We start from the raw sequence: 12,789 nt of genomic DNA, 5'->3' as shown, positions 1-12,789 counted from the left end.
AGAAGCTATGTTTAAGAATTATTAGGCTGCTGATTAATACGCTTTGGCAAAAACAACCGTATGGCGGGCCGGCTTACCACAGCAGATACAGGTTTCTTTCGTTTCGGAAGGGTTGAACGGAATGTTGCGGCTGCCTGCGCCGGTTTCTTCCTTAACCTTGGTCTCACATTCCTCAGAGCCGCACCAGCCAGCTAGCGCAAAGCCGCGTTTCTCCTCCATGGAATCTTTCATCTGCTCCAAGGTATCTACCGAATAGAAATGATCCTCACGGAACTTCAGCGCCCGCTCGAACATCTCCTGATGTACCTGCTCCAGCATAGCTTGCACTTCTTCAACCAGGTTCTCCTGCTGGATCACCTTCTTCTCTCCGCTGATCCGGGAGACCAGCACACAGACTCCGTTCTCCATATCCCGTGGTCCAAGCTCCAGACGGACAGGAACACCACGCATCTCATATTCATTGAACTTCCAGCCCGGGGTTACATCCGCACGGTCATCTACACGGACGCGGATTCCGGCATTCTTAAGTTCGCTGAACAGTTCATCGGTGCGTCCGATAACCGCTTCGCGGGTCTTAGGCGGTCCGATGGGAATCATAATGACCTGAGTAGGCGCTACCTTCGGCGGCAGAGCCAGTCCGCGGTCATCACCATGCACCATGATCAGTGATCCGATCAGGCGTGTTGTAGAGCCCCATGAGGTCGTGTGCGCATATTCGAGCACATTATCACGGCTTAAGTATTGGATGTCAAAAGCAACGGCGAACTTGGTGCCCAGATAATGCGAGGTAGCGGCCTGCACAGCCCGTCCATCCTTCATCATCGCTTCAATGGAATACGTATCCACCGCCCCGGCGAACCGCTCAGATGGCGTCTTCTGTCCGGTTACTACCGGAATCGCCAGATAGGTCTCTACGAAATCACGGTAGTTGTCGAGCATCTTCATTGTTTCTTCGCGTGCTTCCGCCTCATTCTCATGCGCGGTATGGCCTTCCTGCCAGAGGAATTCCGTAGTGCGGATGAACGGTAACGTACGCTTCTCCCAGCGGACAACGTTAGCCCATTGGTTGATCAGCACCGGAAGATCGCGGTAAGACTGAATCCATTTGGAATACATATGCCCGAACATGGTCTCGGAAGTAGGACGGATCGCCAGACGTTCCTCCAGCACATCGCCTCCGGCCTCGGTCACCCAAGGCAGCTCCGGGTTGAAGCCCTCCACATGCTCTTTCTCTTTCTGGAAAAAGCTCTCGGGAATGAACAGCGGGAAGTAGGCATTGCGGTGACCGGTTGCCTTCAGACGGCGGTTCATTTCCTCCTGGATATGCTCCCAGATCTCGTAGCCGTCCGGTTTGAACACGATACAGCCGCGGACCGGCGAATAGTCCATCAGGTCCGCTTTTTTGATTACATCAATATACCAGCGTGAGAAATCCTCGCCCTGCGGCGTGATCTCCGTAACGAATTGCTTGTCTTTGGCCATGTAAAGAAATCCTCCTATATTCGCCCCGCACATCCATCACGGGATAAACAATGATATGACATCAATCAGCCGCTTATGAGGCGTAAAATATCATTATAAGTAACAGCAATCATCACCAGGAACAGCAGGGCAAATCCTACAAAATGGACCATGCCTTCCCTGCTCGGGTCCACCGGCTTACCGCGTAACGCCTCAACCCCGAGAAATACGAGCCGGCTGCCATCCAGGGCAGGAATCGGCAGGAGATTGAAGATCCCCAGATACAGGCTGAGAATAGCCGCCCAATAGGTCAGGTATTGAATCCCCTGCTGGGCAATCTGCCCTGTCAACTGGAAGGTACCGACCGGTCCGGAGATATCATCCATATTAAATTTGTTGATCAGCTGCTTGAAGCCGATGAAGATCAGCTTGGTCGTGTCCACCATAGCCGTACCAGACTTGGTAATCGTCTCCCCTGGACCGGCCTTACGGGTAGGTAGATCAGGTGTGATTCCGACTTTGCCGCCCTCCTCCCCTTCCATTCCGCGGGGAATCATGGCCACATTAAGGGTCTCACTGCCACGCTGCAGCGTCCAGTTCATCTCTTTGCCTTTGGAGGCAGAGGTGAGCTTGATCATCTTCTGATAATCGCCGCCGATCGCTTGACCGTTCACTGAGACGACGATGTCCCCTTTCTGCAGACCGGCTTCCTGAGCAGGCATTCCTTCACTGACTTCACCGATCTTCACATAAGTCGGATTCTCGACCGGAATACCGGCCATCTGCAAATGCAGTGCGAACAGCACGAACGCAAGAATGAAGTTCATCACTGGACCAGCCAGGATCGCTATAGCGCGCTGACCTACGGTTTTGCTGCCGAATTGCCGGTCCTTAGGTGCAATTTGCGTCTGCTGGGTGCCTTTGATCATCATCGCCTGTGGGTTCACATCATACGTGGTGACTTCGCCGTCCACATCAAGACGGATCTTCAGCTCATTCTCAAGATCGGTGAACTGCGCTTCCCCGCGTATCACATTTCTGCGCGTATCCAGAGAATCGAGGTAAATATTCTTCACCTTGTTATCCTGACCCAGCCGGACGGCAATCGTCTGCCCGGGGCCAATCTCAACCATCTCCGGGTCCTCGCCGGCCATCCGGGCATATCCCCCAAAAGGCAGCAGGCGAAGCGTGAACTGGGTTTCACCGCGTTTATAAGAGAACAGTTTCGGACCGAAACCGATAGCAAATTCCCGTACAAGGATTCCGGCGCGTTTGGCAAAATAATAATGTCCCCATTCATGGACAGTCACCAGAACAAAGAACATAAACACCGTCAAAAAAACAACTCTTACCATCTCCATAGCGCAACATTCCCCCTTTAGGTGTAAGACCGAAGTATGTCCTCTTAATTTATCATTATTCCAAGGCAGGGCACAAGAGAATCAACAGTCCACTCCTATTTTCAGGGCACGGCCATTATGTCGTTCAGAAAGCGAAGCTGCTCCCGTTACAGGGTAGCTGCAAGTTCCCGGGAAGCCAGGTCGCACAAGCGAATCTGTTCCAGATTGGGATTAGCCGCATTGTCATGGCGCTGAAGCACTTCATCAATAATCTCTTCAATCCGCAAAAAGGGAATTTCACCGCGCAGGAACCGGGCAACGGCAATCTCATTGGCCGCATTGAAGGCCGTTGTAGCTGTCCCTCCCGCGATCCCGCAGTCGATGGCCATCCTCAGAGCCGGGTAGCGCTCATAATCCATCTCACGGAAGGTGAGGCTGGCTACCTGGGCCAGGGACAAGCGGCTGGCAGGAGACTGCCAGCGGTCGGGATAGGTAAGCGCATATTGAATAGGAACACGCATATCCGGAGTCCCGAGCTGGGCAATGATGCTGCTATCACGGAATTCCACATACGAATGAATAATGCTCTCTGGATGCAGCAGCACGTTAATCTGCTCATACGGCAGCGCGAACAGATGGTGGGCTTCAATAACCTCCAGCCCCTTGTTCACCATGGTTGCCGAATCAATGGTGATTTTGGCTCCCATACTCCAGTTAGGATGGCGCAGTGCATCCTCTACAGTGACGTCCTTAAGCTGTTCCCGTCCATAATCACGGAAGGAGCCGCCTGATGCAGTGATCGTAATCGAAGCTACATCTTCGCGGTTCTCACCGTTGAGGCATTGGAAAATCGCTGAATGCTCACTGTCTACTGGCAGCAGCTTCACACCCTTGCGTCCGGCCAGCTCAGTAACCAGATGTCCGGCGGTAACCAGTGTTTCCTTATTAGCTAGTCCAATATGCCGGCCGGCTTCAATCGCCGCAAGTGTAGACTGCAGCCCTACGCTTCCTACGAGTGCAGTCACCACAGTGTCTGCGTTACCTCCGGCTGCAATCTCGACCAGACCTTCACTGCCGCTATACAGCTCTACACCGGCGGGCAGACTGGATCTGATCTCGTCTGCCCGCTCCTTCGTGGATACGGACACGCGGCGCGGCTTGAACCGGCGGACCTGCTCCAGCAGCAGCGCGGTATTATTTCCCGCTGCCAGTCCATCCACTTCAAATTCCTCCGGATGCATGGCTACAACATCCAGCGTCTGGGTACCGATGGAACCGGTGGAGCCCAGAATACTAATTCTTTTCACAGTTGCTTTCCTTCTCCCTGTCGTTAATAGTAAGGCATCAGCATTACGATATGTACGAAAGGAAATACGATAATCCAGCTGTCGCAGCGGTCCAGGATGCCTCCGTGACCAGGCAGCAATGAGCCTGAATCCTTAATACCGTACACCCGTTTATAGGCAGATTGTACAAGATCTCCAAGCTGACCCAGCACGGCGCAGGAAATTCCGATGAGCAGCGCGCGTCCGATCGTCAGCAGATCAGGAACCCAAAAGGCAAAAATGACGGAAATCACAGCAGAAATCAACACTCCGCCGAGGGCGCCTTCAATCGTCTTGTTAGGACTGATTGCAGGCCATAGCTTGTTCTTGCCAAAGCTTCTGCCGACAAAATAGGCTCCGGCATCACTCCCCCAAATGCAGCACAGCAGCAGGAAAGTCCAGAAGAGGCCATGATCATCCCCTGCACCGCGGGCGATTGCCATATAGGAGAAACCCATCCCTATGTATACAATCCCGGTGAACATCAATGCGGTGATTTTGATATCCAGCTTATTCTTGCTGAATACTGTTACCAGCAGGAACAGCAGCATTAACAGCCATATTCCCTGTTCCCATGAGAATAGCGCGACAGTCCCCAGCAGATCCCAGGGAATCATAAAGCATAATACAGATGCATAACCAAATACAGCAGTAAGGCCAAAGGTTGCTGTACCCGTCATTTTCACAAATTCATAATAACCGATGAGGGCCATGGCAGTAAGCAAAAGCTGATACGGCCAGCCTCCCAAATAACATAACCCTAAAAACAAGGCCCCGGCAACAATTCCGGTAATCAATCGCTGCTTCACAGAATCCCTCTCCCATCAGGCTACTTCAATCCACCGTAACGGCGTGTGCGGCGCTGATATTCAGCTACAGCCTGCATCAGATGCGCCTTGTCGAACTCCGGCCAGTACGCATCAGTAAACCACAATTCACTGTAGGCAATCTGCCACAGCATGAAATTACTAAGCCGCATTTCGCCGCTGGTACGAATCAGCAGATCGGGATCGGGTAATCCGCCGGACAAAAGCCTGCTGTCAATCAGCTCTGAAGTGATCTCTTCAGGTGACAGGACTCCTGCCTGGATATCCTTGCCCAAGCCGCGCATACAATCTTCTATTTCTTTGCGGCCGCCGTAGTTCAGTGCAAAATTCAGAATAAGTCCGGTATTGCTCTCTGTACGGACAATCGCTTCCTCCATCGCCCTGCGGGTATGGGAAGGCAAAGCCTCCGTATCACCCATAACACGTACCTGCACATTCTTCTCAATCAATTCGTCCAGTTCAATAGCCAGAAATTCTACGGGGAGACGCATAAGGAAATCAACCTCGTCCTTCGGCCGCTTCCAGTTCTCCGTAGAGAAAGCGTACATGGTCAAGAACTCTACTCCCAGGTCATTCGCCGCAATCGTCGCACGCTTGACCGCCTTCATCCCGTTCTGATGGCCCACAATACGGGGCAGACCGCGCCGTTTCGCCCAGCGGCCGTTGCCATCCATAATTATCGCTACATGCCGGGGAATATTATCCGGTGAAATCTCGACTGGCACCTGCCTGTCTTTACGGCTCAGCCATTCTTGAATCCGTTTGATCATTTCCGTTTCCTCCAAGCTCTTATCAGAAAGAGACAAACCCCACCATAAACGGAGGGGCCTGAAGTCTCTTGGATTTCATTATACTTCCATAATCTCTTTTTCTTTGGACAAGAGCACTTTATCGACTTCAGCTATGAACTTATCCGTAGATTTCTGGATATCTTCCTGATGTCCATGTGATTCGTCTTCTGAAATGCCGTTCTTCTCCATCTTCTTGATATCATCGTTAGCATCGCGGCGGATGTTGCGGATAGCTACCTTTGCTTCTTCTCCGAACTTCTTGGTGAACTTCACAAGCTCACTGCGGCGTTCTTCGGTAAGCGGGGGAATCGACAGACGGATGATTGTACCGTCATTGGCTGGAGTAATCCCAATGTCGGATTTCATAATCGCCTTTTCGATGTCTGACATCGAGGTTTTGTCCCATGGCTGGATCAGCAGCGTCCGGGAATCCGGTGTGCTGATGTTGGCCAGCTGGTTGATAGGAGTTGGTGCACCGTAATATTCAACTTGAATGCGATCCAGCAGCGACGTCGAAGCGCGTCCTGCCCGCAGCGTTGCCAAGTCGCGTTTCAGCGAGAGAATTGCTTTTTCCATACGCTCTTCGGCATTTTTCTTAACCGATTGTGGCATTAATTTACACTCCCTTTAACGATTGTTCCGATTTTCTCACCGAGAACGACACGTTTAATATTGCCTTGCTCTGTAATAGCAAACACAATGAGCGGTATATTATTATCCATGCAGAGAGAGGAAGCGGTGGAGTCCATCACACCCAGGTTTTTGTTCAGAATATCCATGTAAGTAAGCTGCTCGTACTTCACGGCAGTGCTATCCTTGAACGGATCTGCAGAGTAGACGCCGTCTACTTTGTTCTTGGCCATCAGGATGACCTCGGCTTCAATTTCGGCGGCTCTGAGCGCTGCCGTTGTATCTGTCGAGAAGAACGGATTCCCTGTACCGGCAGCAAAAATAACTACGCGGCCTTTCTCCAAATGACGGATGGCCCGGCGGCGGATATAAGGCTCAGCAATCTGCTGCATGGCAATAGAGGTCTGAACCCGGGTAGGGACGTCGATCTGCTCCAGAGCATCCTGCAAGGCCAGTGAGTTCATCACCGTTGCCAGCATCCCCATATAATCCGCTGTCGCGCGGTCAATACCGTTCTCGCTTCCGGCGATCCCGCGCCAGATGTTGCCCCCGCCGCATACAATCGCAACCTGAACTCCAAGCTCAACGACTTCCTTGACCTGCTCCGCAATAGAGATGATCGTTTCGGCATCGATGCCATAGCCATTCTGTCCGGCGAGCGATTCACCGCTTACCTTAAGGACCACTCTCTTAAATACCGGCTGTTCCAATTGTATACCCTCACTTTCTTACAAAAGACGGAACACTGCTTATCTGTGTTCCGCTCTTTTGATGCTTGCCTTTATTCAGTTCTTATTCAATGCCTTGCTGCTATTATTGTTTAACCTGCGCCATTACTTCTTCAACGAAGTTGTCGACTTTCTTCTCAAGACCTTCACCCAGTTCGAAACGAACGAAGCGGCGGATCGTGATGTTTTCGCCGATGGTGCTGATTTTTTCATTCAATAGCTGGGAAATCGTCTTATCCGGGTCTTTAACGAAGGATTGCTCCATCAGGCAATATTCTTCATAGAACTTGCTGATGCGGCCTTCAACCATTTTTTCAACGATTTTCTCAGGCTTGCCTTCGTTCAGCGCTTGCGCCTTGAGGATTTCTTTTTCTTTCTCTACATCTGCAGCCGGTACTTCTTCACGGCGAACATACAGCGGGTTCGCTGCTGCGATTTGCATTGCGATATCGCGGGCGAAGTCTTTGAAGGAATCTGTTTTGCCTACGAAGTCAGTTTCGCAGTTGATTTCTACCAGAACGCCAATACGGCCGCCAGCGTGGATATAAGATTCTACAGTACCTTCTGTAGCGATACGTCCCGCTTTGTTGGCTGCTGCGGACAAACCTTTTTCACGAAGCAATTCAGCCGCTTTGGTGATATCATTGTTTGCTTCTTCAAGCGCTTTTTTACAATCGAGCATTCCTGCTCCTGTTCTTTCACGAAGTTCCTTCACTGCTTTTGCATCTACTGCCATTGTTATTCCCTCCAGAGTCATAGTCGTTGTCATTGCGGGCGCAAAGATATACTTACTTGCTTACATTTTAAAAAAAGGGCAGTGAGAGGTTATCCACCTGCCAACCACCCTTTTCATTTAAGTTCTTATTTATGCTCCGGTTACTACTTAAGCAGAAGTTGTGTCTTCGCCCTGATGAGCTTCAACAACAGCGTCAGCCATTTTACCAGTCAAGAGCTTCACGGCGCGGATTGCGTCGTCATTGCCTGGAATTACGTAGTCGATTTCGTCCGGATCGCAGTTAGTATCAACGATAGCTACGATTGGAATACCCAATTTGCGAGCTTCTGCTACTGCAATGCGCTCTTTACGCGGGTCAATGATGAACAGCGCGCTTGGAAGACCTTTCATGTTCTTGATACCGCCCAGGAATTTCTCAAGACGATCTTTCTCTTTGCGGAGAAGGATAACTTCTTTTTTAGGCAATACTGCGAAGGTACCGTCTTCTTCCCAAGCTTCCAATTTCTTCAGGCGGTCAATACGCTTCTGAATCGTCTGGAAGTTAGTCAGGGTACCACCCAGCCAACGTTGGTTAATGAAGAACATACCCGAACGTTCAGCTTCTTCTTTTACGGAATCCTGTGCTTGTTTCTTTGTTCCTACGAATAGGATTGTGCCGTTGTCGCCAGCGACGCTCTTTACAAAGTTGTAAGCTTCCTCTACCTTCTTGACCGTTTTTTGCAGGTCAATAATGTAAATTCCGTTTCTTTCAGTGAAGATATAACGATCCATCTTTGGGTTCCAACGACGAGTCTGGTGACCGAAGTGTACCCCAGCTTCGAGAAGCTGCTTCATGGAGATTACTGCCATCTTCACACACCTCCTAAGTTTGGTTTATTTGTGTGTCTCCTCCGCCGCGTGTCATCTTTCTACAAGACTTTCTTCAGAAGAAAGCACCCCTTGTCGAAATCAACCGGCGTGTGTTTTAACACCGTCCATTACTATACCATATTAAACCTGCCTATGCAACGATCAGTGCAAATTTATATTTTCTCTTTTGGATAATCTATTATTTTTTCACCGTAATCAGCTTATCAATAATAGAGTTGATGCTTTCTCCTTTGGTAAAGCTATAGCTGCCGTATTGGATAATTGTGTTCACCTTCCGGCTGTCTGCCACCTGAAGGAACTTAACTTTATCCTGAATCACCCCGGCTTCAGCGAGTAAATCCGCAGTTTGGGCGAGCGTAATTCCCGTAGGAATCCTTAACGAAATATTCCCGTCCGTTAGCGCAGGCGAATCAGGGGTCGCCGGGGGCTTCGCGGCTGTCTCTGCCGTGCTCTTAGGCTGTGCAGGGGCTGAAGGCTGGCCTGGAGTCACTGCGGCGCTTGGCGTTACTGCCGCTTTGGGCGTGGCTGGAGGAGTAGCAGCCGGCGAGGCTGCTGCAGTTGGCTTAGCTTCAGCTCCAGCCGTCTCTTGGGGAGCCCCGGCCTGCCCGCCTTCTTGCGGTGATGGGGTTCCTTCGGCAGAAGCCCCGGCCTGGTCTACTACGGCCAGATTCAGACGGGCGGCTTCCTGTATTAACTCTTCTTTGGTTAGCGGTGTCGCCCTGCCAGCTATCATGATCTGCAGCAGTAGCGCGCCCGCAATCAGTCCGACACCTAATCCCAGCATGAAAAACCGGTTCCTGATCATACCGATTCCTCCTGCTGCGCCAATTGCAGAATCAACTGGACTTCTCCCCGCTGCAGGCCGGCGGTCTTGGCGATAGAATCTATGGATTTCCCCTGTTCATGCAGCTCGAATAAACGCGGATACCGCAGCTTAATGGAGCTGACCGGCTTCGGCTTAACGGGAGCTTCTGCCGGGGGCTTCTCAGTCTGTGCAGATGAGCCTTCCCTCGTGAAGGCTGCAGCGAGTTGTAGCCGTTCCTTCTCTTCAGCAGTCAGCCGGGCATCCATAAGCAGCAGGCTCTTGTGCAGTTCCCCTACCTGCTCCCGCAATACACCGATCTCTTCCTGGAGGTCAGTCTTATTCGTCTGTGACTGCGTCTTGATACTGCCGACCAGTTGAAGCAGCTTGGAGTTCTCCTGCTCGATGTCAGCCATATAGAGCTCCAGAGCCGCCTCCGTTTCCTTCAGGCTCTTCTTCTCTTCCGAGTCTTCCCGGCCTGCCCTGGCCGGCAGACGCAGGGCATAGACAATAGCGACTGCACCTACCAGCACGATGTATACCCATGGTTCCAAATGTGTAATCTCCTTCTGCGTTTAATTCATATTAATCTTCCATATTCAACTATCAAAGGCTGAAATCAATGCGATGCCCTTTGAAGGGATGTTCGGCATCATGAGTCTTCTCCTGCTGGTCCTGTCTGCGCGGATAACTCTGGCTCCCCGGACCACTTCCCTTGCCGCCGTCCCGCAGCGCAGATTCGGCAGACTCATCTACCTCCGTGCTGCGCAGGGAGATTTCCTGACTGTGCTTCACATTCTGGCCTGCCAGCTGCTGCTGGTCAAGGGCAGGACGCTGCTGCAGGTTATTCTGAACTTTGCCCGCATCATGGGTACGGGGCAGCGCAATTTGCAGTTCCACCGGTTTCAGACTCATAAGATCCCTCTTCTCCCGTAACTGGTTTCAGAATCAAGGAATGGCAGGCCGCCCTGGCTGCCCGCCTGATTAGATGTAAGGCGTTATGGAGATATCCCCTTCACTGTAGACGAAGGATACCCGCTCTGTCGGGTCCTTGACGAACCTGGTGTATCTGCCGATAACGATCTTGGAACCCCCATAGATCGTCTTGACGACATCAACCCTTGCTCTGCCGGTATCCTCCAGCATGCGTTCGATCTCCAGCACGCGCTCTTTGATTTTCTTTTCGTCACGCATATGGGACTGCTTCGTTGCATTAAGCTTCACACGAAGTGCAATCTTATCGGGCGAGAGCTGACCATTATTCGCCAACTGATTGAGCAGGTACAGCGCCTTATTCGTCTTGTCCTCATTCTCGAGAAGCTGACGCAGTTCCTGGCGCAGTTCATTGATCTCATTTCTCAGCTCGGGAACAACGCCCACCTCTATCGCCGTAGCCGTGGACATCGTGTTGCCGATGGTCCGGGCAATCACCCGCTCGCCTGCCTGCACAATACCGCCCACAATTAAGCCCTTGGCCCCGTTACACAGCACATCATGGCCTGCACGGATATTAGAATGCATGATACTCTGTGAAACGATCACATCTTCTCCGGCAACGACGTTGCCGTCCTGAATGAAGGAGACTTTGACATTCTTGCCCGCGCTGATGAGACCTTTGTTATATCCGATGATTCCGCCGGTAATCTCGATGGAACCGCCTGATATCAGTTCAGCCCCTTCCACCCCGCCGACCACCCGGATATCCCCGGCAGACTTGACGGTGAAGCCGGTAAGCACATTGCCGCGGATGACAACAGTACCTACAAAGTCGATATTCCCCGTACTGTAATCCACATCCCCGTTAACTTCATACACAGGAAATACATTAATCTTGCCTTTGTCTGTCAGCGTAACCAGTCCGTCAATCGCCGAGTACATCGAAGTTTCTTCCTGATCCACCACCACATTCTTGCCTACCTTGAAATGAGCCTCCTTCCCCGCCCTGCAAGGAAGCTCCTCTCCGGTCACCATCTTGCCGTTCACACCGCTCTCTGCCGGAATAACCCTGGCTATAAGCTGGCCTTTTCTGACATTGTGCAGCCGGACGAGCTCTTTGTAGTCAACCCTGCCGTCCTCTTTCTCCAGGGGCTTGCGGTCTTCTTCCATATCAACGGTGAGCACCACACGGCCATCCTTACCGTTGACAGCAGGCTGCCCGATTGCGATGGGCACCCTGTTCCAGAAGTATTCCTCCGGATTGCTGCTGATCCGCTGAACTATATCACGCTGGATGCCGAAACGAATATTGTGACTGTACAGGAAGCTGTCAAGGTCTTCAATCGAACAGGAGAAATTCTCATCCTTCTTGGTGAACTGAAGGTAAGCAATCCCCTTATCATCCGAGAATGTAATACTCAGGTATTGGCTCAAAACATATTGACCGATCAAATTCTGCTCCCCCTTGTCACCGTCGCCCGGTTAATCATTTTGCATTAGAAGGTCCCGGTTCTTCTCAAGTGTTCCTCTTAGCCGCAAAATAGCCTTGGAATGAAGCTGTGAGATCCGCGAAGGCGATAGTGACATCACTTCGGCAATCTCGCTTAAAGATAAATCCTCATAATATAAAAGGGACACAACGGTCCGTTCTTTCACTGTTAATTTCTCGATCCCCTTGGTTAACGTATCCCGCAGATAGAACTCATTCACTTTACGGTCCGGATTCTTGGCCTTGTCATCTACCAAAATAGACATCCGTGTCTCTGATTCTTCTTCACGTATAGGATCTTCCAATGAGCAGAGCGACATGACTGCAACATCCTGCAGCATAGTCTGAAACTCCGTTTCTGAAATATTCAGATACTTGCTCATTTCATCGTCACTTACGGATCTCAAATACTTCTGCTCCAGCTGCTGGTAGGCATCCTCGATTTTTTTCGCTTTTTCGCGTACAGATCTGGGGACCCAGTCACTTTGCCGGAGAGAATCGAGGATTGCTCCCCTTACCCGCCAGGATGCATAGGTCTGGAATTGAAGCCCCCGCTTGTAGTCGAATTTCTCGATGGCATCAATGAGTCCCATCACACCGTTGCTGGCCAAATCATCCTTGGAGACATTTTTGGGCAGCCCTACTGCCAGACGGCTGGACACGTAATCAACAATATGGAGATAGCTCTCAATCAGCTTTTTTTTGGCTTCAGGATTACCGTGCTCTTTCCACTGTTCCCAAAGCTGGTCTGTTTCCGACTGAGCTGCTTTACGCTCGTTCAACGGCTTTCACCCTTCCCAAAGTTTAGTCAGCGGTATCATGCGGCGCAAGAATACGGACTTTCGCCGCAGCAC

14 protein-coding genes are annotated in these 12,789 nt (G+C 51.2%); all 14 read right to left on the bottom strand.

Features of this window, described 5'->3' with window-relative positions:
* Positions 1-33: 33 nt before the first annotated feature.
* The 14 genes from proS to HQN87_RS12745 all read right to left on the bottom strand — a co-directional run bounded on the left by proS (position 34) and on the right by HQN87_RS12745 (position 12,717).
* Positions 34-1,482 (bottom strand): proline--tRNA ligase, encoded by a 1,449-nt coding sequence (proS, locus tag HQN87_RS12810; RefSeq protein WP_173133280.1) that lies wholly within the window; start codon positions 1,480-1,482, stop codon positions 34-36.
* Between the two features lie 65 nt (positions 1,483-1,547).
* On the bottom strand, positions 1,548-2,822 hold the full coding sequence (gene rseP / locus HQN87_RS12805) for an RIP metalloprotease RseP (protein WP_173133276.1): 1,275 nt from the start codon (positions 2,820-2,822) through the stop codon (positions 1,548-1,550).
* 146 nt (positions 2,823-2,968) lie between these two features.
* Complete coding sequence (locus HQN87_RS12800; protein WP_173133273.1) at positions 2,969-4,108, bottom strand: 1-deoxy-D-xylulose-5-phosphate reductoisomerase; 1,140 nt, start codon at positions 4,106-4,108, stop codon at positions 2,969-2,971.
* A 23-nt stretch (positions 4,109-4,131) separates the two neighbouring features.
* Positions 4,132-4,935, bottom strand: coding sequence for a phosphatidate cytidylyltransferase (locus tag HQN87_RS12795; protein WP_173133270.1), 804 nt, complete (start codon positions 4,933-4,935; stop codon positions 4,132-4,134).
* A gap of 20 nt (positions 4,936-4,955) precedes the next feature.
* Entirely contained in the window at positions 4,956-5,723 is a 768-nt protein-coding gene (uppS, locus tag HQN87_RS12790) for an undecaprenyl pyrophosphate synthase (protein WP_173133267.1), read from the bottom strand.
* Positions 5,724-5,801: 78 nt separating this feature from the next.
* Positions 5,802-6,356 (bottom strand): ribosome recycling factor, encoded by a 555-nt coding sequence (gene frr / locus HQN87_RS12785; RefSeq protein WP_173133264.1) that lies wholly within the window; start codon positions 6,354-6,356, stop codon positions 5,802-5,804.
* Positions 6,356-7,084: a UMP kinase gene (gene pyrH / locus HQN87_RS12780; protein WP_173133261.1), complete on the bottom strand. Its 729-nt coding sequence runs from the start codon at positions 7,082-7,084 to the stop codon at positions 6,356-6,358. The genes frr and pyrH overlap by 1 nt, the downstream gene beginning before the upstream one ends.
* A 103-nt stretch (positions 7,085-7,187) precedes the next feature.
* Complete coding sequence (tsf, locus tag HQN87_RS12775) at positions 7,188-7,838, bottom strand: translation elongation factor Ts (protein ID WP_173133258.1); 651 nt, start codon at positions 7,836-7,838, stop codon at positions 7,188-7,190.
* A gap of 147 nt (positions 7,839-7,985) precedes the next feature.
* Positions 7,986-8,687, bottom strand: coding sequence for a 30S ribosomal protein S2 (gene rpsB / locus HQN87_RS12770; RefSeq protein WP_173133254.1), 702 nt, complete (start codon positions 8,685-8,687; stop codon positions 7,986-7,988).
* Positions 8,688-8,886: 199 nt separating this feature from the next.
* A complete protein-coding gene (locus HQN87_RS12765; RefSeq protein ID WP_173133251.1) occupies positions 8,887-9,513 on the bottom strand; it encodes a hypothetical protein in 627 nt (208 codons plus the stop codon).
* On the bottom strand, positions 9,510-10,064 hold the full coding sequence (locus HQN87_RS12760; RefSeq protein WP_173133248.1) for a hypothetical protein: 555 nt from the start codon (positions 10,062-10,064) through the stop codon (positions 9,510-9,512). Before HQN87_RS12760 ends, HQN87_RS12765 begins: the two co-directional genes overlap by 4 nt.
* Positions 10,065-10,116: 52 nt before the next feature.
* On the bottom strand, positions 10,117-10,425 hold the full coding sequence (locus HQN87_RS12755) for a hypothetical protein (protein ID WP_173133245.1): 309 nt from the start codon (positions 10,423-10,425) through the stop codon (positions 10,117-10,119).
* A 69-nt stretch (positions 10,426-10,494) separates the two neighbouring features.
* The gene (locus HQN87_RS12750; RefSeq protein ID WP_173133242.1) at positions 10,495-11,898 is read right to left on the bottom strand and encodes a flagellar assembly protein A; all 1,404 of its coding nucleotides are present in this window, start codon (positions 11,896-11,898) and stop codon (positions 10,495-10,497) included.
* Between the two features lie 30 nt (positions 11,899-11,928).
* Positions 11,929-12,717 carry a FliA/WhiG family RNA polymerase sigma factor gene (locus tag HQN87_RS12745; protein WP_173133240.1) on the bottom strand — a complete coding sequence of 263 codons (789 nt, stop codon included), beginning with the start codon at positions 12,715-12,717 and terminating at the stop codon, positions 11,929-11,931.
* Positions 12,718-12,789: the final 72 nt, after the last annotated feature.

The organism is Paenibacillus tritici (genome assembly GCF_013204885.1).
In the GTDB taxonomy this organism is placed as follows: Bacteria; Bacillota; Bacilli; order Paenibacillales; family Paenibacillaceae; genus Paenibacillus_AQ; species Paenibacillus_AQ tritici.
The sequence above is the reverse complement of the archived record's forward strand: the minus strand, read 5'-3'. Positions and strand labels throughout refer to the sequence as shown.

What these genes read in the sequence shown, in the direction of transcription:
- HQN87_RS12755 (WP_173133245.1), bottom strand. Translation starts at nt 10,425, where the DNA reads ATGAGTCTGAAACCGGTGGAACTGCAAATTGCGCTGCCCCGTACCCAT.
- rpsB (WP_173133254.1), bottom strand. Translation starts at nt 8,687, where the DNA reads ATGGCAGTAATCTCCATGAAGCAGCTTCTCGAAGCTGGGGTACACTTC.
- HQN87_RS12765 (WP_173133251.1), bottom strand. Translation starts at nt 9,513, where the DNA reads ATGATCAGGAACCGGTTTTTCATGCTGGGATTAGGTGTCGGACTGATT.
- uppS (WP_173133267.1), bottom strand. Translation starts at nt 5,723, where the DNA reads ATGATCAAACGGATTCAAGAATGGCTGAGCCGTAAAGACAGGCAGGTG.
- frr (WP_173133264.1), bottom strand. Translation starts at nt 6,356, where the DNA reads ATGCCACAATCGGTTAAGAAAAATGCCGAAGAGCGTATGGAAAAAGCA.
- rseP (WP_173133276.1), bottom strand. Translation starts at nt 2,822, where the DNA reads ATGGAGATGGTAAGAGTTGTTTTTTTGACGGTGTTTATGTTCTTTGTT.
- tsf (WP_173133258.1), bottom strand. Translation starts at nt 7,838, where the DNA reads ATGGCAGTAGATGCAAAAGCAGTGAAGGAACTTCGTGAAAGAACAGGA.
- proS (WP_173133280.1), bottom strand. Translation starts at nt 1,482, where the DNA reads ATGGCCAAAGACAAGCAATTCGTTACGGAGATCACGCCGCAGGGCGAG.